Source organism: Thiomicrorhabdus aquaedulcis (assembly GCF_004001325.1).
Taxonomy (GTDB): Bacteria; Pseudomonadota; Gammaproteobacteria; order Thiomicrospirales; family Thiomicrospiraceae; genus Thiomicrorhabdus; species Thiomicrorhabdus aquaedulcis.
This window is the reverse complement of the sequence record NZ_AP018722.1, coordinates 1,398,569-1,421,237: the sequence shown is the minus strand read 5'-3', so window position 1 is coordinate 1,421,237 and position 22,669 is coordinate 1,398,569. Positions and strand designations below refer to the sequence as shown.

The 22,669-nt window shown below is 46.2% G+C and carries 25 protein-coding genes; 11 read left to right on the top strand and 14 right to left on the bottom strand.

Going from position 1 to position 22,669, the window contains the following annotated elements; all coding sequences use genetic code 11:
- Nucleotides 1-12 precede the first annotated feature (12 nt).
- Complete coding sequence (locus EP181_RS06495) at nt 13-1,923, top strand: ABC transporter substrate-binding protein (protein ID WP_194073977.1); 1,911 nt, start codon at nt 13-15, stop codon at nt 1,921-1,923.
- A gap of 58 nt (nt 1,924-1,981) precedes the next feature.
- Here EP181_RS06495 and EP181_RS06490 read toward each other — a convergent pair whose 3' ends face one another.
- Nucleotides 1,982-3,742, bottom strand: coding sequence for a single-stranded-DNA-specific exonuclease RecJ (locus tag EP181_RS06490; RefSeq protein ID WP_127470927.1), 1,761 nt, complete (start codon nt 3,740-3,742; stop codon nt 1,982-1,984).
- A 17-nt stretch (nt 3,743-3,759) separates the two neighbouring features.
- Between EP181_RS06490 and EP181_RS06485 the strand changes: the two genes are divergently transcribed.
- Nucleotides 3,760-4,422, top strand: a complete 663-nt coding sequence (locus EP181_RS06485; RefSeq protein WP_127470926.1) for a YqiA/YcfP family alpha/beta fold hydrolase — start codon at nt 3,760-3,762, stop codon at nt 4,420-4,422.
- Nucleotides 4,423-4,426: 4 nt separating this feature from the next.
- On the opposite strand, the gene EP181_RS06480 is transcribed toward EP181_RS06485, so the two are convergent.
- The 3 genes from EP181_RS06480 to dksA all read right to left on the bottom strand — a co-directional run bounded on the left by EP181_RS06480 (nt 4,427) and on the right by dksA (nt 7,283).
- Complete coding sequence (locus tag EP181_RS06480; RefSeq protein WP_127470925.1) at nt 4,427-5,035, bottom strand: hypothetical protein; 609 nt, start codon at nt 5,033-5,035, stop codon at nt 4,427-4,429.
- 33 nt (nt 5,036-5,068) lie between these two features.
- A complete protein-coding gene (locus tag EP181_RS06475; protein ID WP_127470924.1) occupies nt 5,069-6,721 on the bottom strand; it encodes a bifunctional aminoglycoside phosphotransferase/ATP-binding protein in 1,653 nt (550 codons plus the stop codon).
- Between the two features lie 133 nt (nt 6,722-6,854).
- Nucleotides 6,855-7,283 (bottom strand): RNA polymerase-binding protein DksA, encoded by a 429-nt coding sequence (gene dksA, locus EP181_RS06470; protein ID WP_127470923.1) that lies wholly within the window; start codon nt 7,281-7,283, stop codon nt 6,855-6,857.
- Nucleotides 7,284-7,559: 276 nt separating this feature from the next.
- Between dksA and EP181_RS06465 the strand changes: the two genes are divergently transcribed.
- Nucleotides 7,560-8,336 carry an HAD family hydrolase gene (locus EP181_RS06465; RefSeq protein ID WP_127470922.1) on the top strand — a complete coding sequence of 259 codons (777 nt, stop codon included), beginning with the start codon at nt 7,560-7,562 and terminating at the stop codon, nt 8,334-8,336.
- A 99-nt stretch (nt 8,337-8,435) separates the two neighbouring features.
- On the opposite strand, the gene EP181_RS06460 is transcribed toward EP181_RS06465, so the two are convergent.
- Entirely contained in the window at nt 8,436-8,807 is a 372-nt protein-coding gene (locus EP181_RS06460; RefSeq protein WP_127470921.1) for a HopJ type III effector protein, read from the bottom strand.
- A 22-nt stretch (nt 8,808-8,829) separates the two neighbouring features.
- Nucleotides 8,830-10,275 carry an FGGY-family carbohydrate kinase gene (locus tag EP181_RS06455; protein ID WP_127470920.1) on the bottom strand — a complete coding sequence of 482 codons (1,446 nt, stop codon included), beginning with the start codon at nt 10,273-10,275 and terminating at the stop codon, nt 8,830-8,832.
- 246 nt (nt 10,276-10,521) lie between these two features.
- Here EP181_RS06455 and EP181_RS06450 point away from each other — a divergent pair, with 246 nt between their 5' ends.
- Genes EP181_RS06450 through EP181_RS06435 form a run of 4 tightly spaced genes read left to right on the top strand, consistent with a single transcriptional unit; the run spans nt 10,522 to nt 14,936 of the window.
- The gene (locus EP181_RS06450; RefSeq protein ID WP_127470919.1) at nt 10,522-11,655 is read left to right on the top strand and encodes a cell division protein ZipA C-terminal FtsZ-binding domain-containing protein; all 1,134 of its coding nucleotides are present in this window, start codon (nt 10,522-10,524) and stop codon (nt 11,653-11,655) included.
- Between the two features lie 59 nt (nt 11,656-11,714).
- Nucleotides 11,715-13,802: an NAD-dependent DNA ligase LigA gene (gene ligA / locus EP181_RS06445; protein ID WP_127470918.1), complete on the top strand. Its 2,088-nt coding sequence runs from the start codon at nt 11,715-11,717 to the stop codon at nt 13,800-13,802.
- Nucleotides 13,795-14,340 carry a ribosome biogenesis factor YjgA gene (yjgA, locus tag EP181_RS06440; protein WP_127470917.1) on the top strand — a complete coding sequence of 182 codons (546 nt, stop codon included), beginning with the start codon at nt 13,795-13,797 and terminating at the stop codon, nt 14,338-14,340. The genes ligA and yjgA overlap by 8 nt, the downstream gene beginning before the upstream one ends.
- Before the next feature lie 59 nt (nt 14,341-14,399).
- Nucleotides 14,400-14,936 carry an outer membrane beta-barrel protein gene (locus EP181_RS06435; RefSeq protein WP_127470916.1) on the top strand — a complete coding sequence of 179 codons (537 nt, stop codon included), beginning with the start codon at nt 14,400-14,402 and terminating at the stop codon, nt 14,934-14,936.
- A gap of 76 nt (nt 14,937-15,012) precedes the next feature.
- Here the strand turns inward: EP181_RS06435 and EP181_RS06430 are convergent, their stop codons facing one another.
- The 6 genes from EP181_RS06430 to EP181_RS06410 all read right to left on the bottom strand — a co-directional run bounded on the left by EP181_RS06430 (nt 15,013) and on the right by EP181_RS06410 (nt 18,005).
- Nucleotides 15,013-15,921 carry a DMT family transporter gene (locus EP181_RS06430; protein ID WP_172959712.1) on the bottom strand — a complete coding sequence of 303 codons (909 nt, stop codon included), beginning with the start codon at nt 15,919-15,921 and terminating at the stop codon, nt 15,013-15,015.
- A 77-nt stretch (nt 15,922-15,998) separates the two neighbouring features.
- Nucleotides 15,999-16,529, bottom strand: coding sequence for an asparaginase domain-containing protein (locus tag EP181_RS06425; RefSeq protein WP_127470914.1), 531 nt, complete (start codon nt 16,527-16,529; stop codon nt 15,999-16,001).
- A gap of 21 nt (nt 16,530-16,550) precedes the next feature.
- Nucleotides 16,551-16,790 (bottom strand): LexA family protein, encoded by a 240-nt coding sequence (locus tag EP181_RS12415; RefSeq protein ID WP_232023357.1) that lies wholly within the window; start codon nt 16,788-16,790, stop codon nt 16,551-16,553.
- An 11-nt stretch (nt 16,791-16,801) separates the two neighbouring features.
- Nucleotides 16,802-17,011 (bottom strand): LexA family transcriptional regulator, encoded by a 210-nt coding sequence (locus EP181_RS12410; RefSeq protein ID WP_232023356.1) that lies wholly within the window; start codon nt 17,009-17,011, stop codon nt 16,802-16,804.
- Nucleotides 17,012-17,050: 39 nt separating this feature from the next.
- The gene (locus EP181_RS06415) at nt 17,051-17,353 is read right to left on the bottom strand and encodes a YciI family protein (RefSeq protein ID WP_127470913.1); all 303 of its coding nucleotides are present in this window, start codon (nt 17,351-17,353) and stop codon (nt 17,051-17,053) included.
- A 22-nt stretch (nt 17,354-17,375) separates the two neighbouring features.
- Nucleotides 17,376-18,005: a septation protein A gene (locus EP181_RS06410; protein WP_127470912.1), complete on the bottom strand. Its 630-nt coding sequence runs from the start codon at nt 18,003-18,005 to the stop codon at nt 17,376-17,378.
- Nucleotides 18,006-18,083: 78 nt separating this feature from the next.
- On the opposite strand from EP181_RS06410, the gene EP181_RS06405 reads away from it, so the two are divergent.
- The 4 genes from EP181_RS06405 to rluB all read left to right on the top strand — a co-directional run bounded on the left by EP181_RS06405 (nt 18,084) and on the right by rluB (nt 21,338).
- A complete protein-coding gene (locus EP181_RS06405) occupies nt 18,084-18,917 on the top strand; it encodes a PHP domain-containing protein (protein ID WP_127470911.1) in 834 nt (277 codons plus the stop codon).
- A gap of 77 nt (nt 18,918-18,994) precedes the next feature.
- Entirely contained in the window at nt 18,995-19,618 is a 624-nt protein-coding gene (locus EP181_RS06400) for an L-threonylcarbamoyladenylate synthase (RefSeq protein ID WP_127470910.1), read from the top strand.
- On the top strand, nt 19,615-20,268 hold the full coding sequence (locus EP181_RS06395; protein WP_127470909.1) for a site-2 protease family protein: 654 nt from the start codon (nt 19,615-19,617) through the stop codon (nt 20,266-20,268). The genes EP181_RS06400 and EP181_RS06395 overlap by 4 nt, the downstream gene beginning before the upstream one ends.
- 149 nt (nt 20,269-20,417) lie before the next feature.
- Nucleotides 20,418-21,338: a 23S rRNA pseudouridine(2605) synthase RluB gene (gene rluB, locus EP181_RS06390; protein WP_127470908.1), complete on the top strand. Its 921-nt coding sequence runs from the start codon at nt 20,418-20,420 to the stop codon at nt 21,336-21,338.
- Nucleotides 21,339-21,493: 155 nt separating this feature from the next.
- Here the strand turns inward: rluB and EP181_RS06385 are convergent, their stop codons facing one another.
- Both EP181_RS06385 and EP181_RS06380 read right to left on the bottom strand, forming a co-directional pair.
- Nucleotides 21,494-22,327, bottom strand: a complete 834-nt coding sequence (locus EP181_RS06385; protein WP_127470907.1) for a CvfB family protein — start codon at nt 22,325-22,327, stop codon at nt 21,494-21,496.
- 107 nt (nt 22,328-22,434) lie between these two features.
- Nucleotides 22,435-22,668 carry a SlyX family protein gene (locus tag EP181_RS06380; protein WP_127470906.1) on the bottom strand — a complete coding sequence of 78 codons (234 nt, stop codon included), beginning with the start codon at nt 22,666-22,668 and terminating at the stop codon, nt 22,435-22,437.
- Nucleotide 22,669 lies beyond the last annotated feature (1 nt).

Sequence of the window (22,669 nt, the reverse complement as noted above, 5' to 3'; positions counted from 1 at the left end):
GTGATTTTTTGCTTGATTGGTCATAGCTTGGCTTTGGCGTCGTCCACCGAATTAACGCCTGTTAAGTTGCAGCTTAAGTGGCAGCACCAGTTTCAATTTGCGGGTTATTATGCAGCCATTGAGAAGGGATATTATCGACAAGCAGGCTTGGATGTGTCGCTGATCGAGGCGAGTTTTGGGCAGGATATTATCAAAACTGTGTTATCTGGTAAGGCTGATTTTGGCGTTGGCACCAGTGAGGTTTTGTTGAATTATTATCAAGGTGATCCTGTTGTGGTGTTGGCTGCCATTATGCAACATTCGCCCTTAGCCTTCGCGGTGCTAAAATCGTCGGGAATTTCTAATATTCATCAATTGGCCAGTAAGCCCATCATGCTTGAGCCGAATTCTTTGGAATTATTGGCTTATTTGAAGACGGAAGGGGTGGATATTGAGCGTTTACAATGGGTGGAGCATCAGCATGAAACACGGAATTTGATTGAAGGCAAGGTTAAGTCAATGTCGATCTATACTGCTGATGAGCCTTTTGAGTTTGCCAGCCAAGGTGCTGATGTGCAGCTTTTTCGTCCCATTATGGCGGGCATAGATTTTTATGGCGATAACTTAGTCACCACTCAGTCGATGGTGCAATTCCATCCCGAACGAGTAGAGGCGTTTCGCCAAGCATCGTTGGCGGGATGGCGTTATGCCATGCAGCACCCTGATGAAATGGTTGATTTGATTTTTTCAAAGTACTCCACACGTAAAAGCCGAGCCCATTTGCTGTTTGAAGCCGACCAGATACGCAAGCTGATGATTCCGAGTTTGGTGGAGCCCGGTTATATGAATCCTGGGCGTTGGCAACATATCGCGCATGTTTATTATCAACTGGGTTTGCTGCCAGAAAATTTTGAAATTGAAGGTCTGTTTTATCAGACTAAAGACATGGCTTATCAACGCTTAAAACAGCAGTTTTATTATGCTTTTGGTGCGTTATTTTTAGTTGGATTATTGGCTCTTATTTTTTATCGTCAGTATTATTTAGCCAATCTTAGACAGCAGCAGTTTGAAGCTTTGTTTATGAATGCCCCCGTGAGCCTGATGGAAGTTGATGAGCAGGGCAAAATTTATCATTGGAATACTGAAGCGCAGAATACCTTTCAATACAGTGCTCAAGAGGCGCTAGGACAAACGGTTTTTAATCTTATCATGGCTCAAGACGAAGAAGTCGTTGTGCGTGATCGGGTGCATCAGGCCTTGGTACAAAATAAAATGGTGTATTTGGAAAGTCACAATCAACGCAAAGATGGTGAGCGTTTGATTTGTCAATGGGCGAATATGCCGTTTGCAACCGGAAAAAGCGGTTCAAGACGTGTGATATGCATGGCCAGAGACATTACGCAAGAAAAAGTAATGCAAGAAAAGCTCTATAAAGCCGCGCATTATGATGATTTAACGGGACTGCCAAACCGAGTGTTGATTTTAAGTCTTTTGCAAGAAGCGATGGCCGAGGCCAAGCAATATCAATGGAGTTTGGCCATTTTATTTATTGATTTAAATGGCTTTAAGTTGATTAATGATACCCATGGTCATTTAGTGGGAGACCAAGTGCTCAAGCAAGTGGCACTTCGTCTTTCGCAGGTTTTGGGCGAAACTAACTCGGTTGGACGTTTGTCGGGCGATGAGTTTTTAGCCGTGGTTAAGGGCGTTAAAGAGCCTTTAGCATTGGAAACCGTTCAGGCAGACATTATGCGCGCCGTCGCTTCGGAGATAGTCGTAAATGACTTGGCATTAAACATTTCTGCCAGTATTGGCGCGACGTTTTATCCGCAAGATGCGGAACATGCTGAGCAACTGATTAGGTTGGCTGACCAATCTATGTACAAAGTTAAAGCCGCGCATAACGCAAATTTTAATAGCCCTAGCAGCCGGTCGGATTATTAGACCATTACAAGTCTTTTTTAGTTTTTTTGGGCGCGTGTCAAGAGAGTTATGGCCTTGGCTACATAGCCGCCGCCCATTGCAGTCTAAGTTGCAAAGATACCCGGCCGTTGTAACGGTTTAAGCTGGCTTGATAGACACAGCGTATGCGCTCACCTGGGGTAAACTCAATGGGGTCTTGCGCGCTTTGTTTGGCGTTAAAGTAGATGGCTTGAATCCATTTTCCCGAGGCCTGTTTAAGTTTAAACGACAGATGCGTTTGCGTTTGACCGACCGCTTTTACTTCGACAATCTCAAATTCACCATTAAACAACGGTTGCGGCCATTCGCGTCCATAAGGTTCTAATTGCGCCAGCTCGTTGATAAGATTGGGGGTTAATTGCGCCTCGCTCAGTTGTCCGTCGGTTTCGATAATCGGCACGGGCGGTTGGTCGCCAATTTGCAACTTAATGGCCTGTTCAAATAGGGCGCTAAAGATGTCGTAGTGTTCAAGCTTAATCATGCAACCTGCCGCACCTGCGTGACCGCCCATCGATTTAAACAGACCGGGTTCTTGATCGGCCATCCACTGAAAAGCGTGACGCAAATCGATGTGTTTAACAATGCCACGGCCGCTGCCTGCTAAATAACCGTCTTTTAAATCGGTCATGGCCACGCACGGTAAGCCATACGCCTCGCCTATTCGTGTGGCAATAATGCCTTGAATCCCCGCATTGCCTTGCAGTTTAAGCGCCAAACTGTATTTTTGATTGTGATAAAGCGCCTGCGCCAGGTCTTGTGCTTGCGCTAACATGGCTTGTTGTTGATGACGGCGGTCTTGATTGTCGTCGTCTAATTGTTGTAAATGGCGTTGTGCCTCACTGAGATGCGCGGCGTTTAAAAAATTAAATGCCGTGGTCACATCACTGACTCGACTGGCCGCGTTAATGCGTGTGGCCACCTGAAACGCTAAAAACTCGGCATTAAACGGCTCGCCCTGATTGTCGTTAAGTTGTTTGACCGCTTGCCAAGCCGGCACCGTAAACTGATTAATAAATTGCAAACCCGACTGCACAATGGCCCGATTATTAGGGCTTTTTAAGCTCACGCTGTCGGCAATCGTGCCTAAAGCGACGTTAAGGGCTAAGGCTTTTAAGCTAGGGGAGTCGGCGGCCAACAGACCGCGTTCGATTAATACCTGACGCACTTGGGTCATGACCAAAAAAATGACAAAACAGCCCGCGACGGTTTTATCGTAATCGCAACCGGCTTGTTGTGGGTTGACGGTGCAGACAGCACTTTGGGGAGCGCCGTCTATGGGCATTTGATGGTGATCGGTTACGCACACAGCAATGCCGGCGGCTTTTAAGCGGGCAATTCGCGGCTCGTCACTGGAACCTTGGTCAGCCGAAATCACTAAAGACACCGGTTGATTGAGCGCTAAAATACGATCGCACACTTCGTCGGTAATGCCGTAACCGGCCTTGCGCTCGCCAATAATGTGCACGACTTTGTGGGCTGGCACGTTAAAATAGTGTACCAGTGCCGTCATGGCGACCCAGGCTGATGTTACGCCGTCGGTGTCGTAATCGGTGGCCAAAACAATCAAGCCGTTGGCGGCAATGGCGTCGCTGATAATGTGCGCGGCGGCCAGCGAGTTTTTTAGAGTGCTGGGGTGTTGAATATGCTTTAATTTAGGAAAAACAATCTGTTCTATTGAATCGGTTTCACTCAGACGTTTAGCCACCAAGGTGGCTTGCAATGGGGTTAAATTTAATTGCAAGGCCGCCAAATAGACAGCTTGAGAAGTGGGGCGTTCAATAATTTTGGGAATTTTAATCATGCAAGGATTTTAGCAGAATGAGTGGTTTCACATGCATCTATCTACACGGCTTTTTAAGCAGTGGCCAAAGCGTTAAAGGTCAATGGTTTTCGCATATTGTGGCCAGTCAAGCTCGTCATCCACAGTGTGATAAAAGCACGCATTTGCCCAACAAACATCGCATAACCCAGGTTATTACGCCAACCTATCCCATTGTTAGCCCACAGCACAGCGTACAAGCCATTGAGGCGATTTTGCTGCCCCTATTGAATAAGCACGAGTTGGTATTGTTAATGGGCAGTTCTATGGGTGGGTTTTACGCGCAATTTTTAGGGCAAAAATACCATTTGCCTTATATCATGATTAACCCGGCATTGGCACCCGTGCCCATTTTAGCGGCCGAAGCCGGCTCGCATGTTAATCCCGTTACCGGTGAGGCGTTTTGCATAGATACAGACTATTGTGAGGCGTTGCAACACTATGATGTGGCGCATTTAAACCCAACGATTAATGCGTTGTTGTTGGTGGATGAAGCCGATGAAGTGATTGATGTGCCGCACGCTTTGAGCCGTTATCAAGCCTTACCAACCAATCGTTTTAAGGTGAAGTGTTATGCCGGAGGCCATCATGCCTTTGCGCACATTGACCAGGCCTGGTTAGAAATTGAACACTTTGTGGCGCAATTAGACAAAGACGTTTAAAGCCTTATTTTTTAGCCAGCAAGAACGGGTCGTTGCCTTTTACCTGATATTCAACAAACACATCACCGTGTTTTTCAGAACCTTCTCTGTCAACGGTAATTTTAAGTTGGTCGTCTTGCCAAACGTAGCTTAAATAGGTGTTTGGCCCGCCATTGCCTTTACGATTAATAAAACTGGGTTGGCCAATTTGGGTGATAAAGCTAAGGGCAATGTCTTTGGTTTGCAGCGGCGTGCGCTGATTACTGTGCTGCAGTGAATAAGGTCGATACAGACGTTTGACCGAGGTAATGCTGCCGGCGGTATTAAAACGAAACGTAAAGTCATAACTGTCGCGTTGATTAGAAATTGGAAAAAACCGACTGATGTTATTGTGCCCCTGTGTACTGCGCTCTTGGGTAAATCCGCCCAAATCGTTTAGGTGTTTGCTGACGTCTTTTTTATTGGCGCTGAGCAAACTTAACCCCAAAACTTTAACCTCACTCACTTTTACCGGCGGCGCGTCTGGTTGAGCGTCTTGAGCGTATAAGTTTGCAGAATTGAGCATTACCAAGCACAACATCACCAGGCCTGGTAAAACGGTTTTATTGTAAAAGTTAAACACGCTGGAGTTCATACAGTCACTTTGTGTAAGTTTTTTAATATTAGTCTACTTATCGACCGATTGTAAAAAATCTTGAATGCGTTTAATGGGAATCTCTTGGCGCAATTCGACCGCGTGCAAACTAAGTGCCGGCTCATCGGGTTGCGGGGGTTCTAAAACGTGCAGTTGATTTAGCATTACCGAGACATCGGCATCCGACGGATTGTTGTTGGCGTGTAATCGTTCGGTAATGGCCTGTTGTGCCAAGGCGCTTGGGGTTTGTAAATACAGTACATACGCGTTTAACTGCAAACGATTGGCCAAGTCGTAAAACGGTTGGCGATGCGCGCGTTTTAAAAACGTCGCGTCAATCAACACGTTACAGCCTTGGCTGAGCATGCTTTGCGCTTTGCTTAACAACGTGGCGTAGGTTTGTTGATTCATTTGGGGCGAATACAGCTGGCTTTTTTGCGCGGGTTTAACCCGATCTAAGGCATTGATGCCAAACAGGTGTTTGCGCTCAAGATCCGAACTGAGCGATATGGCATCGATGTGTTGCAGTAAGGCTTGCGTTAAAAAGCTTTTGCCCGACCCAGAAACCCCTTGCAATAATATAAGTTTGAGAGTTGGTGATGGTTGAGTGTATGACCAGGCCTGTTCAATATAGCGCGCGGCGTTTTGCAAACAGGCTTGCTCTTGTAAATTGTCTTGTCGTAAATTGTTTTGCACTAAAGGATCGTGTGCCAGTTGCTGGGCGCGCAAGGTAGTAATTTTAGCGCGCACTAACGCTCGATAGACTTTATAAAACCGCAGTACCGCTAAGCCCTCGGTGTCGTTGGTGAGCGTTAAATAACGGCTTAAAATTTGCCGTTGCAGCGCAAATTGACCGCGAAAATCCAAATCAATTAATAAAAATGCCAAATCGCTCATCACATCAATCCAGCGAAACGGTTCGCTAAACTCAATGCCATCAAACAGCACCGGTTGTTCGTCAACCAGCGCAATGTTGTCCAAATGCAAGTCGCCGTGGCAAGCGCGCACAAATCCCTGTTGTTTTCTGACCACCAATAAGAGGCGTAAGGCATTAAATTGGCTGTGCGTCCAGTCCAATAAATCGTTTAACCAGGCCTGGTGCGTGGGCGCGCTAAAGGTGCTTTGCAATACTGCAAAATTATCTAACATCGGTTGTAACAGGGTGTTGGGTTCGCCTAAAAAGCTGGTTGGCTCAACGTGCGATGCTAAAAGGTGAAACTGACTGATTGCTTGCGCCACTTGATTGGCCAAGTTGTCGCGCTCACTGGGGCTGAATATACGCTGGTTTAACAAGCGTCCCAATACAAGGTTAGGGTCAAACTGAGTCATTTTGACTAAAAAATCAACGGGTTGGGCGGTGGAGTTAAGCGGAGTTTGCACCGAGAAGTTTGGGCAATCAAAATAGATGGGTACCACAGCCAAATACAGTTGCGGCGCAAAACGGCGATTTAAGGTGAGTTCGAGTTGGCAATAGTGTTGGCGATTGGCCAAGGTGCTAAAGTCCAGAAAGCCAAAGTTGACCGGTTTTTTAAGTTTGTAGGCAAAGTCACCGGTTAAAAACACAATCGAAATATGCGTTTCAATGGTGGTAATGACTTCAACAGGGTGCGGGTAAGTCAGCGGATTGCACAGAGCATTAACGAGTTCAGAAAACTCAAACAAAGACGCAGGTTGATTTGAGTTCAATAAAATTAAGCCCCATATTGCATGGCAGAGCGGTCAAATTTACGCCCGCAGTTAGGCGTAAATTTGCAGACGTACATTAAATTTTAAGATTTAATTTAACGCTTAAACTAAAACTAATAAAGCTAAGTAGGCCTTACGCCACGCCTTGTTTTTCACGAATTTCTTGTTTACGCTTCATTTCAACGGTCATGTCGGCGGTAGGACGAGCTTCCATGCGCGGTAAACCAATTTCGTCGCCACTGATTTTGCAGTAGCCGTATTGCCCCGACTCAATGTCACGCAACGACTTATCAATTTTGGCAATTAATTTACGCTCACGGTCGCGAGTGCGTAGCTCAAGGGCAAACTCTTCTTCTTGCGAGGCGCGGTCGTTGGGATCGGCAGGTGTATTGGATTCAGTTTTTAAATGCGACACTGTGCTGTTGGCTTCGGCTAAAAGTTGTGTCTTCCATGCCAATAATTTAGCCTTAAAATGTTCAAGCATTCCGGGGCTCATGTACTCTTCGCCTGGCTTAGTTTGGTAAGCTGGGAAGTTTTCAATAAAGTCGATGTTGTTTTCCATTTTCTCGCTCCTAGGTACTCTTGATTATTGGATTAAACGGTCGTTAAGCAACCAGCTGGCGAGTACCATAATTTTAATGCGGTGTTTTATATCAGTTTTAAGAGACTCCAACAAGATTTTTTTGTGATATTTTACTTGTTCATCCATACATAAAAACTATATCGAATGACTAAGTTACGCTAAATCAATTTTGAGTTAAAAAACAATTAGTCTTGAAAATACCTAAACTATCCAGCAAAATGCCAGCAAACTTATAAACCAAGAGAGTAAATTACTATGGCAACCTTACAAGCACTGTTATTTGATGTGGACGGCACGTTGGCCGATACCGAGCGCGATGGTCACCGTCCGGCGTTTAATATGGCGTTTGCCAAAGCGGGATTGGATTGGGTGTGGGACGAAGCGCTGTATGGCGAACTGTTGGCGGTAACCGGTGGTAAAGAGCGTATTCGTTTTTACTTAGAAAAATTTAACACCGAGTTTGTTAAGCCCGATAATTTTGACGAATTTGTAAAAAGTTTGCACGCGTCTAAAACCGACTTTTACACCGAACTGATGGCACAAGGTAAGATTCCATTGCGCACCGGCGTTGAAAACTTAATTAACCAAGCACGCCAAGCGGGCATGCGCATGGCCGTGGTTACCACCACCACGCCTGAAAACGTGACAGCGTTATTGCAAAACACTTTAGGTGCCGATTCTGAAAGCTGGTTTGAAGTGATTGCCGCGGGTGACGTCGTCCCGGCCAAAAAGCCTGCGCCGGATATTTATCTTTGGGCGTTAGAAAAAATGAACCTAACCGCCGCAGACGCCATTGCGTTTGAAGACTCGATTAACGGATATAAATCGTCAGCAGGTTCAAATTTAAAAACCATTATTACGATTAATGAATACACCAAAGACGACGATTTTACCGGTGCGGAGTTAATTTTGGATCAAATGGGCGACGCTAAAAGCGGTTTTACCGTATTAGGCGGCACACTCGATACCAACACGTTGGGTGATGCAATGTTTTTAGACTTGGCGCTGGTGCATAAAATTTTTGCAGCGTAATAAAAGCAAAGGTCTCATTAAGCATTAAAAAAGCATTAAAAAAAGCATTAAAAACCATTTAACCAGGCCTGGTTAAATGGTTTTTTACGTTTTAGCGGTTTAAATTAAGGCTTTATTAAAGACTTTTGGGGTAAGCGCAGCACTCATAAATTCAATACCCGACCATCCTAGCTGCATAAACGTGCGAATGTTTTGATGGTCGGTGTTATTGGGGTGCAACAGCACATCTTGAGTGTAAAAGTCACCAAAGGCGTGCAAGGTGGCCTGGGGGCTTAGGCGGTTTAATAGACCAAAAGCAAAGATTTTGCACGAGCCATTGTTGGTGTTAGCGGCATTAACAGTGGTGCCATTTTTAAACTCGGTTGGGATAAATTCGTAATTATTTTCAATGGCTTGAATTACTAAGTTAAAGTCAATAGGTGTTTTATTTAACTGCTCTATGAGTTGATTTACGGTTAATGTGTTGGTCATGGTTGTTCCTTTTACATTGATTTTACAGTGAAATTAATTGCGTTACGCCAAAGGCGGCATCGGCGCTTAAGGCGGGATTAAGCTGGGTCGGCCAGATGTTTTGGCGTAAACGCACCCACAGCGGATTTTTAAGACCGCCACCCACCGCGTACAGTCGTTTTACCCGGGGTGCGCCCAATGCGTGTAGGGTTTGATAGCCAGTGTTTTCAACATTCACCAAGCCTTGCACCATGGCCATAAAGTACGCCAGTTTATCCAAATCGTTATGGACAGCGTGAACCGGTGGGGGCATTTTAGGGCTAAACCTTGAACTTGCAATCGGAAAACGTTCACCAGGCCTGGTTAAAGGGTAATAATTGGTTGCCGCGGCTGTGTTCAATAAAGCGTCTTGTTGTGCGCCATTGAGTTGATAAAACATGCGCATTAAATCGTTTATGTCTGTTAAAGAAAAATACGCCAATAACACCGCGCCCCCACTGTTAGACGCACCGCCCACCAGCCATTGGTCTTTAAGTCTGTGGCTGTAAATGCCGTATTGCGCGTTAAAAATGGGTTGGGGCGACAGCATTTTTAACGCCAGCGTTGAACCTAAAGAGGTTACCGCATCGCCCGGCTGCGATGCACCCGCCGCCAAAAACCCCGCGATGCTGTCGGTGGTTCCCGCGTACAACGTGGCGTGTGGATTAAGGCCAAAACGCTGCGCTATGCAGGGTTTTAAATGTGCCAAGGCGGTGCCTGGTGCAACCACTTTTGGCAGCGTAAGCCGTGGCAAGGTGTTAGTATTGGGTTGATTTAATGCGTTTAATGGACTCAAATAGTCACTTACCCACCCAGGCCATGCCCCTTGTACCGAGTCGTAGCCTAATTTTAACGCGTTGTTTTCATCGGTTATCCAATCAAAATCAGCCAAATAATGGTTAACATAATCAATTTGATGGCATATAAAAAGTTCTTGCGCTGATGCATTAACGCCTTTTTGTAAAAAGCGTACTTTCGCCAAGGTGCTAGACGCGCCTTGTGCGGCTGTGCTCACCCCTAATGAGTCTGTTAAACGCGCCAGCTGTTCGCTTTGAACCTGCGCTTGCTGGTCGTTATACATAAGCGCGGCTGTGCGCGGCTGGCCGTCTTGAGAACACAACAACACGGTCGAAGAGGTCGCGTCCACTACAATATGCGCCACTTGGCTTAGGTATGGTTTTATAACGGAATCATCGAGCAGTAATGTTAAGGCGTCTAACCAACTTTGTGGTGACGATTGTACGCACGTTGAGCTGCGCAAGTCTTTATGAACGTTTAAAAATCCTACCGCAGCATCTGCTAGAGAATCGGGTGTTTGCCCAGGCCTGCGTTGCACCAAGCAGGCGCGTAGACCCGAAGTGCCAACATCAATGCCCAATATTAGGTTTTTTGTTGCGTTTTGCGTTTCAGTGGACAGTTGATTTGCACGATGTGTTTGAGTGGTTGGCATAGGTATCTCAGTATTTTGCTTAATCTTGTGCTCAAAAATGGCTAAAAGTGACCGTAAAAATGCTTTAAAAAGAGCTTTATAAGTAAATGGTTTTACAACTAATTTAAACGAGTGTTTATTTTATCTGCAATTTAACCCATATTTATTGCAAATTAGCCTGTTATAAAAGGTACAATTTTAAATTAAATTTTTTGTCAAAATGATTCATTGAGAATCTGTAATTGTTGGTGTTTGGAGCCGGTTTGCATGAATGAGTTACAACAAGTCTTACTCATATTTTCGATTGTGGTGATCGCTGGTTTGTATTTTTTAAGCAAAAGTCGCCAAAAATCGGCGTCTTCTTCGCCGTCAAAAACAGCCGTTTCGTCAGGCTCGGTGAATTCTCTAAACAAATCTACTGCAGAAGAGCCTAGTAATGCGTCTGCTGAACCAACCATTAAACGTAGTGCATTTTCAGGTTTAATCGATTTATTGTCTAAAAAAACACCTGATTCGTCTGGGGTTAATGATGTCACGCCACAATCAGTTCAAGCATCGCATGCATCAAAACAACTTGCTTCTAATGCCTTAAATCAGTTGGGTGAGCCGCACATGCCGCTGTCGCGAGCCACCGAGGAGCGCTTGCACCTTAGCCCTGAAGCCTTGCCTGAAATTAATCCCAATCAGCTCTCTTTGCCGTTAGGGGAAGAGTTTGAACTGCCATCGGCTGAGTTTAACCCGGTTAACGTGCAGTTTTTAGAGCAAAAAACAGTGGTTGAGCACACGCCAACGCTAACTACCCTTCACTCCAGTGCGATTGATTCTAACGTGACGCTTAATCCATCTAACAACCATTATGTGTTGGTAGTGGACGATCCTGGTTTAAACGGCACAGCCGCGGTTCAAACGGTTTGCGAATCCGAAAAGCCATCGTTTGGCATACCAAAAGACAAAGAAGGTCGCTCACCGGGTGTCTCTTCTGGTGTTAAAAAGAACCATGAAGTGTATGTTTTATTGGTGCTCAGTGGCGCAACCGATTTTGCTATGCCGGATGTGAATCAAGCGTTGTTAGGGGCAGGTTTAAGTTTTTCACCCAAGTTAATTTACGTTAAAAACGACACCATGGGCGGTGAGATTATTCGGATTGCCAATTTGTTAGAGCCTGGTACGTTTCCCACCGAAAATTTGGCGCACTTTACCACGCCAGGCATCGCGATGATTTTAGAATTGCCCACCACCGTGCGGGCACCGCGCGCGATGGACGATTTAATTATGATGGGGCGAAAGGTGTCGCAGCGTCTAAACGGTCGTTTATATAACATGGAGCGCCAGCTCATTAAAGAGTCTGATTTGCAAGCCATGCGTGAAGCGGCAATTGCTTACGAGTCCTCGCCGTTGTAATGCACTCGCCTTGTCTTAAAATGTATTTTCTTTCTGTGCCTCTTTTCAAAGTCTAAGCGATGCCTATTACCGAGTCTATTCCCGATTTAACTCAAGCCGCCAAGCAGTTGCGCGAAACCATTGCCTTGCATGATTACGCGTACTACGTTATGGACGCGCCGCAGATCAGTGATGCACAGTACGACGAGCTGTATCAACAACTGGCGAGCCTTGAGCGCACGCACCCACAACTTATTACGGCCGACTCGCCCACACAGCGGGTTGGCGCGCAGCCTTTGGCGCAATTTGCCTCAGTTACCCACCGTGTGCCCATGTTTTCATTGGACAACGCGTTTAGCCAAGCCGATTTGCTTGATTTTGAGCGACGCATTCAAGAGCGTCTTAACACCACGGATACAATTGTCTACAGTGCCGAGCCCAAAATGGATGGATTGGCGATTAGCTTGCGCTACCAAAATGGCCAATTAACCCAAGCGGCTACGCGCGGTGACGGTTCGGTGGGTGAAGAGGTCACGACCAATGTTCGCACTATAAAGTCGGTGCCGCTGGCGTTAATGGGAACAGGCTGGCCTGATGTGCTTGAGGTGCGGGGCGAAGTGTTTATGTCTAAGCAGACGTTTAACGAGCTTAATCAACAGCAACTGCAAAAAGGCTTAAAACCTTTTGCCAATCCGCGCAATGCCGCCGCCGGTACATTGCGCCAACTGGACCCTAAAATTGTCGCGCAACGGCACTTAAGTTTGTACTTGTACGGCTGGGGAGAAATTAGCGGTGAAATTACCAGTAAAGCCTTGGATACCAATGCAGACGATTGGAACATGCCGGCCACTTACACCGCGCTCATGCAACAATTTAAAGCCTGGGGACTGCCCACCAATCCCGATGCTCAACAGGTGGAGGGCGCGGCGGGTATGCAGCGCTATTACGACGCGCTACACGCCAAACGCTCGACCATGCCTTATGAAATAGACGGCATTGTTTATAAAGTTGATTGGCTGGCGCATCATGCAATTTTAGGCTTTACCGCCAAAGCACCACGTTGGGCGGTGGCACGCAAGTTTCCGGCCGAAGAAGTGTGGACGCCCTTGTTGGACATCGAAATTCAAGTGGGTCGCACAGGTGCGCTCACCCCCGTGGCGCGGTTACAGCCCGTGGCGGTGGGCGGAGTGGTGGTGTCTAACGCCACATTGCATAATTTGGATGAAATTACCCGCAAAGATGTGCGCATTGGCGACTGGGTGATTGTTCGTCGTGCCGGCGATGTTATTCCCGAAGTGGTTGGGCCGGTTTTGTCTAAACGCAGTGCAGAAGCACACCCCTTTGTGATGCCAACGCACTGCCCAGAGTGCGGTTCGGCGGTGATAAAAGAGCATGACAAAGCGGTGTTTCGCTGTTCGGGTGGTCTGTTTTGCCCCGCACAGCGCAAACGGGCTTTAGAGCATTTTGTGTCGCGTAAAGCTATGGACATTCAGGGCTTGGGCGATAAGCTCATACAACAATTAGAGTCAGCAGGCCTGGTTAAACATCCAGACGATCTTTTTAAGTTAACGTTTGAGCAGTTGATTGGCTTAGAACGCATGGCTGAAAAATCGGCGCATAAGGTTATTACGGCCATCAATGCGGCCAAAAAGACCACTTTACCGCGCTTTATTTATGCATTAGGCATTCCCGAAGTGGGTGAAGTGACCGCTAAAAATTTAGCCAATTACTTTAAAAAGTTAGACCTGTTAATGCAGGCACCGCTGCAAACCTTGGTGCAAATTGCCGACGTGGGTGAGATTGTAGCGCACCATTTGGTAACTTTTTTTGCCCAGCCGCACAATTTAGAGGTCATTAACGGTTTATTAAACGCTGGCGTACATTGGCCAGAAATAGTAGAAGTGACCAGGCCTGGTCAGAATAATGACTCGCCTTTTGCGGGTAAAAACGTTGTCTTAACGGGCACTTTATTGCACGGCACACGAGAAGACGCCAAACAAACATTAGAAGCCTTGGGCGCAAAAGTCACCGGCAGTGTCTCCGCAAAAACAGATTATGTGATTGCAGGTGAAAAAGCCGGTTCTAAGCGCGCTCAAGCCGATGCGCTAGGCATCCCCATTTTATCGGAAGAAGAATGGTTAACAATGATCGGAGAAACCCATGGTTAGATCACGTAACGTAAACAGAAAAACCGCCAAAAAAGAAGTGCCCGATTGGGAGCAAGAAGAGTTTAAAAGTCGTACCCAAGTGCGCGATGCCGCTCAAGCGGTAACCGACATGGGCGAAGAACTGGCGGCCTTAACCGATAATGAAATTAAGCGTTTGCAACTGCCCGAAGACATTACTAAGGCGCTGTTGTTTGTAAAAACCATGGACAGAGGGCCGGCATTAAAACGCCAAAAACTGTTTATAGGTCGCACTTTGCGTCAAGATGAAGACTTGATTATTGAAATCAAAACTAAATTGGCCGAAATTGATATTAAGAAAAAGCAGCAAAACGCTCATTTTCATAAATTAGAACAGTGGCGCGATCGCATGATTGAAGAGGGCGATGGCGTATTGGCCGAGTTTTTAGAGCTTTATACGCAAGCCGACCGTCAACAGTTGCGCCAATGGATTCGTAACGCGCAAAAAGAGCGTGAACAAGAATTGCCAGCCAAAGCCTCAAAAGAGATTTTTAAATATTTACGCTCGCTTGAGTGGTAACCGTGACACGTCACAGCATAAATAAAGACTTTTAACCCCCTAAACTAGGAGACCTTTTCATGAAAAAGACACTCACCATGACGGCTATCGCGGCGGTCACCAGCACATTACTTTTAAACAGTGGTGTTGTATTTGCATCAGAGCGTCCATACGTGGGCGTAAGTTATGATTTCTTTAAACTAGATCAAGACGATGGTATTGGCGAATTTGATACCCCCGCAATGACGATGAAGTTAGGCACTAAAATTACTCCAAATTTTGGAGTAGAAGGTGTGTTGGGATATGGCGTTGACAAGGACTCACAAAGAGTGAACAGCATGAATGTCAAAGCCGAGATTCAAGATTTCTATGGCTTGTACGCGACGGGTTTTTATCCGGTTTCTAATATGTTTGAAGTGACGGGTAAGTTAGGCTTGGCGCAAGTCTCGACTAAATTGGGCTCAAATTCAGAATCTGACAGTTCATTGTCGTGGGGTGTAGGCGTAAGAGCTTATACGCAAAGCAATGTTAGCTTAAATTTAGACTATGTTAATTTGTACCAAGACTCTAACACCGACGTTAAAGGTTTTAGCGTAGGGGCAAACTACCACTTTTAATGATTGTTAATGTAAAGCAAAAAAGCCGGCTTTTAAGACCGGCTTTTTTTATGTTATTTTTTTATGGTTTTAAGTTTCATAAGGTCTTTGCCTTATGACGCTGATAATAGCGGTACAAGGTGTTAAGCTCAAACAACCCCAATCCTAATATCACCAGGCCTGCTCCCAGTAAAATACTCAGGTTTAATTGCTCTTGATTGGCAAAGTACCCCAGTAAAATCGCAAACAATGGGGTAATCATGGGAATCATTCCCAGGCGTAATGCGTCCATGTGTTTAAGCACATAATAGTAAAGCACAAAGCCCAGTACCGAGCCAATCACCACCAAATAGCCAATGGCCAAGCTGGTTTTAAGCGGCAAGGTTGGCAGTAAACTCCAGTTAAAGAACGCACTGGGTTGTACCACTAAAAACACCAATGTGGTGATCCATAATGCGCCAGTGACCACGTGCAAGGGGGGTAAATCGTGTTGCGATTTTTTAACCAGTACCGTGCTTAATGAGTGAAAAAACACCCCCACCAAAGCCACCAATAAACCGGTAATTTGCAAGGCCGCGTGTTCGCTGTGCAAATTGGGCGCAAACAACACGACGAGCCCCAGCACGCTGACTAAAATGCCTAACCATTTGTTAAGGGTTAAGCGTTCTTGGCCTAGTAAAAAGAAAATTAAAATTCCGGTGGCAATGGGGGTCATGCCCCAAATTAAGGCAATCCAGCCCGATGGCATGGTTTGCGCGGCCCAATAAACCGGCGTCATGCCACCCAATAAGCCAATCGAAGCTGCGCCATAGACTTTTAACGCCGGCCAGCCAAACGACATGGGACGACCACTCAACCAAAATGCTAAGGGTAAAATCAGCAGGGCGCTTAGCCCTAAGCGAATGGCAATGCCAAAAAACCAATCCACTTGCCCGCTCCATTGAATGGCCAGCGGTGTGGTAGTCCAAATCGCAATGACCCCAAAGTAGGCCAAAAGTATGTGCATGATGGGTAATCTTTAATAAAGAGGTTAAGGAGTGTAAAGCGTGTTTAAGAACGTTAAAAATTAAAGCTCGCTAAAGGTTACAGCGGTTCAAACACACCCAATGCACGGTTTTTTTGCACACTTTGCGCGTTAAAGAGTCGACCGTTCATAACAATATACACGCCAAATGGGGCGGTTTGCGCGGCCATGAGCGCACTGCCTAGGTTAAACGAGGCATCAGAGCGCCCCAATTGAAAAGGTCGCATGGCACCGGTAAGCACAATGGTTTTTTGCAAGTCGTCTGCTGCAAAAGCGGTCAATAACGCCAACGCGGTTTGCACCATGGTGTCGGTGCCGTGGGTAATCACAATGTGCTGAGCAGAAGCGTTTAAGCAGGCCTGGCAGATAATGGCACGGTCTTCATCGGTCATGTGCAAACTGTCTTTTTGCATGAGCACTTGCACATCACTTGCAAGCGTGCAGTTGGCCTCTTTAAGCAGGTCGGGCACAACAGTGCTGGAAAAAATGAGTTCACCGCTTAACGCATCGTACTCTTTGTCGAGCGTGCCGCCGGTAATAAACAACTGCAGGGTGGCGTTCAAACTACAAGGCGTATTGAGTAAGGTCATTTTTTTGCTCAGTGTAATGATTTAAGGCTGTCTTAAAATACCGGTAACAATGCCTAAAATTTCAATGTCTTGGTTTTTTAAAAAAATCGGTTCCATGTTGGCGTTGGCAGGCTGTAAACGCACGCCGCCTTTTTCAATGTAGAGTTTTTTCATGGTGACTTCTTCGTTGTTTATGCGCACCACCACCGATTCACCGTTTTCGGCCGACGAACGGCGCTCAATAATAACAATATCGCCGTCGTGAATATTTTCATCCACCATCGAATGACCTTTTACGCGCAACGCAAAGGTCTCTTTTTAACCATCGAACTCGGCACCGCCACGGTATCGTAGTCCATTTCCATTTGAATGGGCTGACCGGCCGCTGTCCAGCCCAGTAGGGGAATGTGGACAAATTCAATGTCCAGCAACTCCAGCGGATCGGCGTGTTCTAATTGCAGTTTTTGCAGTCTTTTGGGAATAAGATAGGCAACATTGGTCATACAATTTCCTTTGGTTTTTACGTCTTTATTAAGGTGCCTTTAAGCCGGTAACACTTTTTTAAACGGTTTTACGTCCACGCGCTCATACACCCCAGCCAACACATAAGGGTCTTGCGCGGCCCAATTTTGAGCTTCCTCAAGCGAGTGAAAGTCGGCGACAATTAAACTGCCTGTAAAACCGGCTTCACCCGGTTCTGGGCTGTCAATCGCTGGATTGGGGCCAGCCAATATTAAGCGGTTGGCGTCGTTTAACACTTTTAAACGCGCCACGTGCGCCGGGCGTACCTCAACGCGCAAAGGCAAACTGTTGGCAACGTCATAAGCAAAAATAGAATAGAGCATGGTGGTTCTCTTAAATATTGAGTTAAAATTTAACCGAATCAACCGCTGGCTTGCTGGTCGATTTGTCGGTTTCGTTTTCAAGCGCCACGTCAGGGGCCGCTTCGGTGGTTTCTTCGTCCGTTTTGCTCTCTTTAATGTAACGACTAATGTAAAGCCCTTGCAAAACAATAAACACCAATGTCATACCCATTAAACCAAACAGTTTAAAGTTTACCCAGGTGTCGGTGTCAAAGTTAAACGCCACGTATAAGTTAACGACGCCTGAGAAGATAAAAAACGCAATCCACATCCAGCTTAATTTAATCCAAATAGGTGGGTCTAGGCTTAATGCTTGATCCATCATGCGCTGAATAATCGATTTTTGGCCAATGTAATGGCTGCCTAAAAACACCAACGCAAAGCCCCAGTTGACGATGGTGGGTTTCCATTTAATAAAGTCTTCGTCTTGCAAAATAAGGGTTAATCCCCCTAGTACTAAAATAAGCAATAAAGTAATCACGTGTATTTTTTCGACTCGTTTATGCTTAAAGTACACATAGGCTACTTGGGCAATTGAGGCCACAATAATCACCGCGGTGGCGGTGTAAATGTCGTAGAGTTTGTAGGCAATAAAAAACAGAACAACGGGAAACAGATCAAATAATAATTTCATGGGATTTCTTATGGTCTTCAATTTGTGTTAAGTTATCGAATTCTATATGGGTTTAGACGGGATTAAAAGCAAGAAACCATGAAAGTTGATTTTCATTGTCACACCACCGCATCGGACGGTGCACTTAGCCCGCAGCAAATTATTGATTTAGCTGTGCAATATCAAGTAGATACCTTAGCGATTACCGATCACGACACTACGGCGGGTTTTAGTACGGCGCAAACGGCGGCCGAGCAAGCGGGCGTTAAGCTTATTAGTGGGGTTGAAGCTTCCTGCGATTGGCAAGGTCATACCATTCATATTGTAGGGTTAAATTTTGATGTGGCGCACGCTCAATTGCAACACGGACTAGCACGCACCCGCGAGCTGCGTTGGCACAGAGCGTTACAGATGATTACCAATCTAGACGCACGTTATAATTTTAACGTGGTTAACTTACGCGAAAAAATAGACGTTTTAGTGGGCGATGGCGTAGTGGGTCGAGGTCATTTTGCCCAACTGCTGATTGAAGAGGGCTTGGTCAATAACGCGCAACAAGCGTTTGATCGCTATTTAAAAAAAGGTCGGATTGGTTACGTTGCCAGTGAATGGCCGCCTTTAAACGATGTGGTGCAATGGATTGTAGCCGCCGGTGGTGTTGCGGTGATTGCCCACCCCGATACTTATAAATTTACCAATAACAAACTCAATAAACTCATTACCGACTTTAAACAAGCCGGAGGACAAGCCATCGAGGTGGTCAATCAATCGCAGTTTAATGCCAATATTAGCCGCATGGCCGAACGGGCGGTTAGGCACGGCTTATACGGCTCAATGGGGTCGGATTTTCATCGTCCAGAACACACTTGGCGTGGCCTAGGGTGGTTGGCCGCTATGCCCGAGCAAGTTAAACCGGTGTGGGAGTTGTTTTAACACCTTAAAATACAGCTTTAAAACACTGTATAATACACCAGTTAATTTTTGCTTAAATTGTTTAAAAGGTCGTTAGCGTGGCAAAAGAGTGTATTTACATAAATGTTCATCCCGAAAATCCGCAGCCGCGTTTGCTTGAGCAAGTGGTTGATATTTTAAATAAAGGTGGGTTAATCGCATACCCCACCGAGTCGGGTTATGCTTTGGGGTGTTTGCTGGACAGCAAAACCGGTGCGGATAAAATCCGTGACATTAGGCGGCTGGACGACAAACACGAACTTACCCTAATGTGTCGTGATTTAAGCAATGTGTCCGAATACGCTAAAGTGGGCAATGTGCAGTTTAGGTACTTAAAAATGCACTTGCCAGGCGCCTACACCTTTATTTTGCCTGCCAGTAAAGAAGTTCCTAAACGCTTGCAAACCCCTAAACGCAAAACCATTGGACTACGGGTAACCCCCAATGTGGTGACCAACGCGTTATTGGCCTATTTTGACAAGCCGCTCATCACCGCCACGCTGATTTTGCCGGGAGAGGACCATCCTATGACCGACGGTTGGAGCATTCGTGAAGCGTTATGCCATACCTTAGATGCGGTATTGGACGGCGGTTACAGCGGGTTTGAACCCACCACCATTATTGACTTTACCGAAGACGAACCGGTGTTGGTGCGCCAAGGCCAAGGGGTGTTTTTGGAATGATGGAGCTAACCCTCATCCAAAAAATTGCCGTTTGGGCGCTGCCGGTTATATTTGCCATTACCGTGCACGAAGCGGCGCATGGTTGGATGGCCTCAAAACTGGGCGATCAAACCGCCCGCATGCTGGGACGTTTAACGTTAAATCCGTTAAAACACATTGACCCGATTGGCACCGTGGTGGTGCCTATTGCGTTGTTGGTGCTGGGCGGATTTGTCTTTGGTTGGGCCAAGCCCGTACCGGTAGACACCCGAAACTTTAAACACCCCGCCAAAGACATGGCGTGGGTAGCCATGGCTGGACCGGCCTCTAATTTAATCATGGCGGTATTATGGGCACTGGTTGCTAAAGTGGGCTTGATTGTGCAGGCGCAATCGCCCGACGTGGCTCAGTTTTTAATTTACAGCGGATTTGCCGGCATTAGCATTAACCTTATTTTATTGGTGTTGAATTTACTGCCCATTCCGCCTTTAGACGGCAGTCGAGTTGTGTCGGCATTTTTGCCCGCAAAACTGGCCTGGCAATACAATCGCTTTGCACCCATGGGCTTTATTTTGCTGATTGGTTTAATGGTGCTTGGTCTGCTTAGCCCTATTTTGATGGGGCCGTTTAACGCCCTTAAAACCGTTATTGTTCAGTTGGTGGGTTTGTAAGCCAGCGCTTAAACGCCGTCCACAAAAAGCTTTATAAAAACAGCGCGATAAAACAGCATAATAAAAAACAGCATAATAAAAAACAGCATAATAAAATTGTCATTGCATCGCCATGACACCGCTAATCAAACACAGTAAAAGAGAAATGAATGGAACAACCACAAGGTGAAAAACTACAAAAAATCTTGGCGCGCGCCGGCTTTGGCTCACGTCGCGCGGTGGAGGCTTTAATTGCTGAAGGTTTGGTTAAAATCAACGGCAGAACCGCAAAATTAGGCGACCGTGCAACCGAAATGGACAAGCTTAAAGTGCGTGATTTGCCGGTTAAAGAGAGCCGTCTTGAAATACAACCCACCGAAGTGTTGTTGTACAACAAACCCGAAGGCCGTTTATGCACGCGCAGCGATGAAAAAGGCCGTGACACTATTTTTGAACAACTGCCACGCATTCACAATGGTCGCTGGATAAGCATTGGGCGTTTGGATGTGAACACCAGCGGTTTGCTTATTTTGACCAACAACGGCGAGTTGGCCAACCGCCTAATGCACCCGTCGTTTGAAATTGAACGTGAATATACGGTGCGCGTGTTTGGTGAAGTATCGGACGATTTAATAAAACTGCTTAAAAGTGGCGTGATGTTGGACGATGGTCCGGCGCGTTTTGACAAAATCAGCCGCATGAAAGTGGCTGAAGACGAGTCGATGAACAACTGGTTTAGAGTGGTGATATCGGAAGGGCGTAACCGTGAAGTGCGCCGTATCTGGGAGTCGCAAGGCGTGCAGGTCAGTCGTTTGCACCGTGTACGTTACGGCGAATTTCAACTGCCGCGTGGTTTACGCAAAGGCAAAACCGAAAGCTTGGGTTGGAAACAAATCAATCAACTGTTAACAGTCGTTAGTTTGCCCGAAGAGGTTCGTCCCGATTTGCGAGTAAAAGTGGTTAGCCAAACGCGTAATCCGCTTAAAAACTCACGCTCGGCGCAACGGGCTTTAATTGGTAAAAAACGCCCCGTTCACGATTTAAGTGAAAAAAATACCAGCGGTTTTAAACCTCATAACAAACGCAAATAGAATTGAATAATCTTGAATCAGCTTAATTACGTTTGACCAGGCCTGGTCAAACATAGATAACAGCTTAAACTGTGATAAATAAATCTTAAATACCTTAAAAAACCGATTCACCAGGCCTGGTCAGTATAAAATTAGACTTAAATAAATTTTAACGCTTAACTTTGAACCAAGGTAATCTCGTCTTTTCCAAGGTTGATTTTTTGCGCTTTATAGAGTTTGCCCAAGGCTTTTTTATAACTGGCTTTGCTCATGCGGTATTGCTTAAAAATGGCCTCGGGCGTGCTTTTGTCGGTGAGCGTTGAGCGGCCGTTGTTGGCTTGCAAAAACGCTAAAATAAGCTCTGAATCTTCGTCACGCGCGGCTTGACCTTGCTTTTGCAGGGTTAAGTTTATTTTGTGGTCGGGTCGTATGCCTTTAATATAGCCGTTCATTTTTTGCCCCATGCGTAAGGGCTGCAAAATGTCGCTGTTGTGAATCAACCCCAAGTGCGTGCCGTTAATAACGGCGGTGTAGCCCATATCGCTGCGGCTCGCCACTTGCAAACTGACCGCTTGACCGGCTTTAAACTCTTTATTGGTTTCGTCTAAATACAGGCTTAGTTTGCTGGACGCGGCGATGCGCCCGGTAATATCAATGTACAAATACACGCAGTACGAACGACCCACTTCCATAGGAACGCGTTGCTCTGAAAACGGCACAAACAGATCTTTTGGCATGCCCCAATTCATAAACGCGCCGGTACGATTGACATCGGTGACTTCTAAAAAGGCCACATCACCCACATAAGCAAGCGGCGTGGCGGTGGTGGCCACTAAACGGTCTTGCGAATCTAGGTGAATAAACACTTCAATGGGCCGACCTTTGGTGGTGTTGGCGGGCACGTAGCGTTTGGGCAGTAAAATTTCACCCAGTTCACCGCCATCTAAATACACCCCAAATTCAACGTCTTTCACCACTCTAAGCGTGCTGAGTTTTCCTAATTCTGCCATGTAAAAACCTTTAATTTATGTAGCGTGTCGTGTTTAGCGTGTAATGGTGTTTAACCAGGCCTGGTCATTGTGCATTTGCCAATGTATGAACGCCTGTTTTAAGTACATTAATAATGCGGTGGCGGTAACTCATCTTGCGGCGCGCGAATGCTCTCTTCGCGTACGGTTTTAAGATAGTCCGACAGCAGTTTAATTTGTGTTTGCAGTGCCTGTATTTGATTGTGTTGAGTCATTAAGGTGCTTTGCACCGCGTCCAAAGCGTCGTCTTGAAAGCTGACGGTCATTTCAAGTTGGGCTATTTTTTGTGCCAGTTCGGAGCAACTCGGCGTGCAAGTCTGCATA

What these genes read in the sequence shown, in the direction of transcription:
- EP181_RS06460 (WP_127470921.1), bottom strand. Translation starts at nt 8,807, where the DNA reads ATGACCAACACATTAACCGTAAATCAACTCATAGAGCAGTTAAATAAA.
- EP181_RS06415 (WP_127470913.1), bottom strand. Translation starts at nt 17,353, where the DNA reads ATGCTCTATTCTATTTTTGCTTATGACGTTGCCAACAGTTTGCCTTTG.
- EP181_RS06455 (WP_127470920.1), bottom strand. Translation starts at nt 10,275, where the DNA reads ATGCCAACCACTCAAACACATCGTGCAAATCAACTGTCCACTGAAACG.
- EP181_RS06410 (WP_127470912.1), bottom strand. Translation starts at nt 18,005, where the DNA reads ATGAAATTATTATTTGATCTGTTTCCCGTTGTTCTGTTTTTTATTGCC.
- EP181_RS06450 (WP_127470919.1), top strand. Translation starts at nt 10,522, where the DNA reads ATGAATGAGTTACAACAAGTCTTACTCATATTTTCGATTGTGGTGATC.
- EP181_RS06480 (WP_127470925.1), bottom strand. Translation starts at nt 5,035, where the DNA reads ATGAACTCCAGCGTGTTTAACTTTTACAATAAAACCGTTTTACCAGGC.
- EP181_RS06385 (WP_127470907.1), bottom strand. Translation starts at nt 22,327, where the DNA reads ATGGCAGAATTAGGAAAACTCAGCACGCTTAGAGTGGTGAAAGACGTT.
- dksA (WP_127470923.1), bottom strand. Translation starts at nt 7,283, where the DNA reads ATGGAAAACAACATCGACTTTATTGAAAACTTCCCAGCTTACCAAACT.
- yjgA (WP_127470917.1), top strand. Translation starts at nt 13,795, where the DNA reads ATGGTTAGATCACGTAACGTAAACAGAAAAACCGCCAAAAAAGAAGTG.
- EP181_RS06465 (WP_127470922.1), top strand. Translation starts at nt 7,560, where the DNA reads ATGGCAACCTTACAAGCACTGTTATTTGATGTGGACGGCACGTTGGCC.
- EP181_RS06435 (WP_127470916.1), top strand. Translation starts at nt 14,400, where the DNA reads ATGAAAAAGACACTCACCATGACGGCTATCGCGGCGGTCACCAGCACA.
- EP181_RS06395 (WP_127470909.1), top strand. Translation starts at nt 19,615, where the DNA reads ATGATGGAGCTAACCCTCATCCAAAAAATTGCCGTTTGGGCGCTGCCG.
- ligA (WP_127470918.1), top strand. Translation starts at nt 11,715, where the DNA reads ATGCCTATTACCGAGTCTATTCCCGATTTAACTCAAGCCGCCAAGCAG.
- EP181_RS06485 (WP_127470926.1), top strand. Translation starts at nt 3,760, where the DNA reads ATGAGTGGTTTCACATGCATCTATCTACACGGCTTTTTAAGCAGTGGC.
- EP181_RS06490 (WP_127470927.1), bottom strand. Translation starts at nt 3,742, where the DNA reads ATGATTAAAATTCCCAAAATTATTGAACGCCCCACTTCTCAAGCTGTC.
- EP181_RS06430 (WP_172959712.1), bottom strand. Translation starts at nt 15,921, where the DNA reads ATGCACATACTTTTGGCCTACTTTGGGGTCATTGCGATTTGGACTACC.
- EP181_RS06405 (WP_127470911.1), top strand. Translation starts at nt 18,084, where the DNA reads ATGAAAGTTGATTTTCATTGTCACACCACCGCATCGGACGGTGCACTT.
- EP181_RS12415 (WP_232023357.1), bottom strand. Translation starts at nt 16,790, where the DNA reads ATGGTGGATGAAAATATTCACGACGGCGATATTGTTATTATTGAGCGC.
- EP181_RS06380 (WP_127470906.1), bottom strand. Translation starts at nt 22,668, where the DNA reads ATGCAGACTTGCACGCCGAGTTGCTCCGAACTGGCACAAAAAATAGCC.
- rluB (WP_127470908.1), top strand. Translation starts at nt 20,418, where the DNA reads ATGGAACAACCACAAGGTGAAAAACTACAAAAAATCTTGGCGCGCGCC.
- EP181_RS06425 (WP_127470914.1), bottom strand. Translation starts at nt 16,529, where the DNA reads ATGACCTTACTCAATACGCCTTGTAGTTTGAACGCCACCCTGCAGTTG.
- EP181_RS12410 (WP_232023356.1), bottom strand. Translation starts at nt 17,011, where the DNA reads ATGACCAATGTTGCCTATCTTATTCCCAAAAGACTGCAAAAACTGCAA.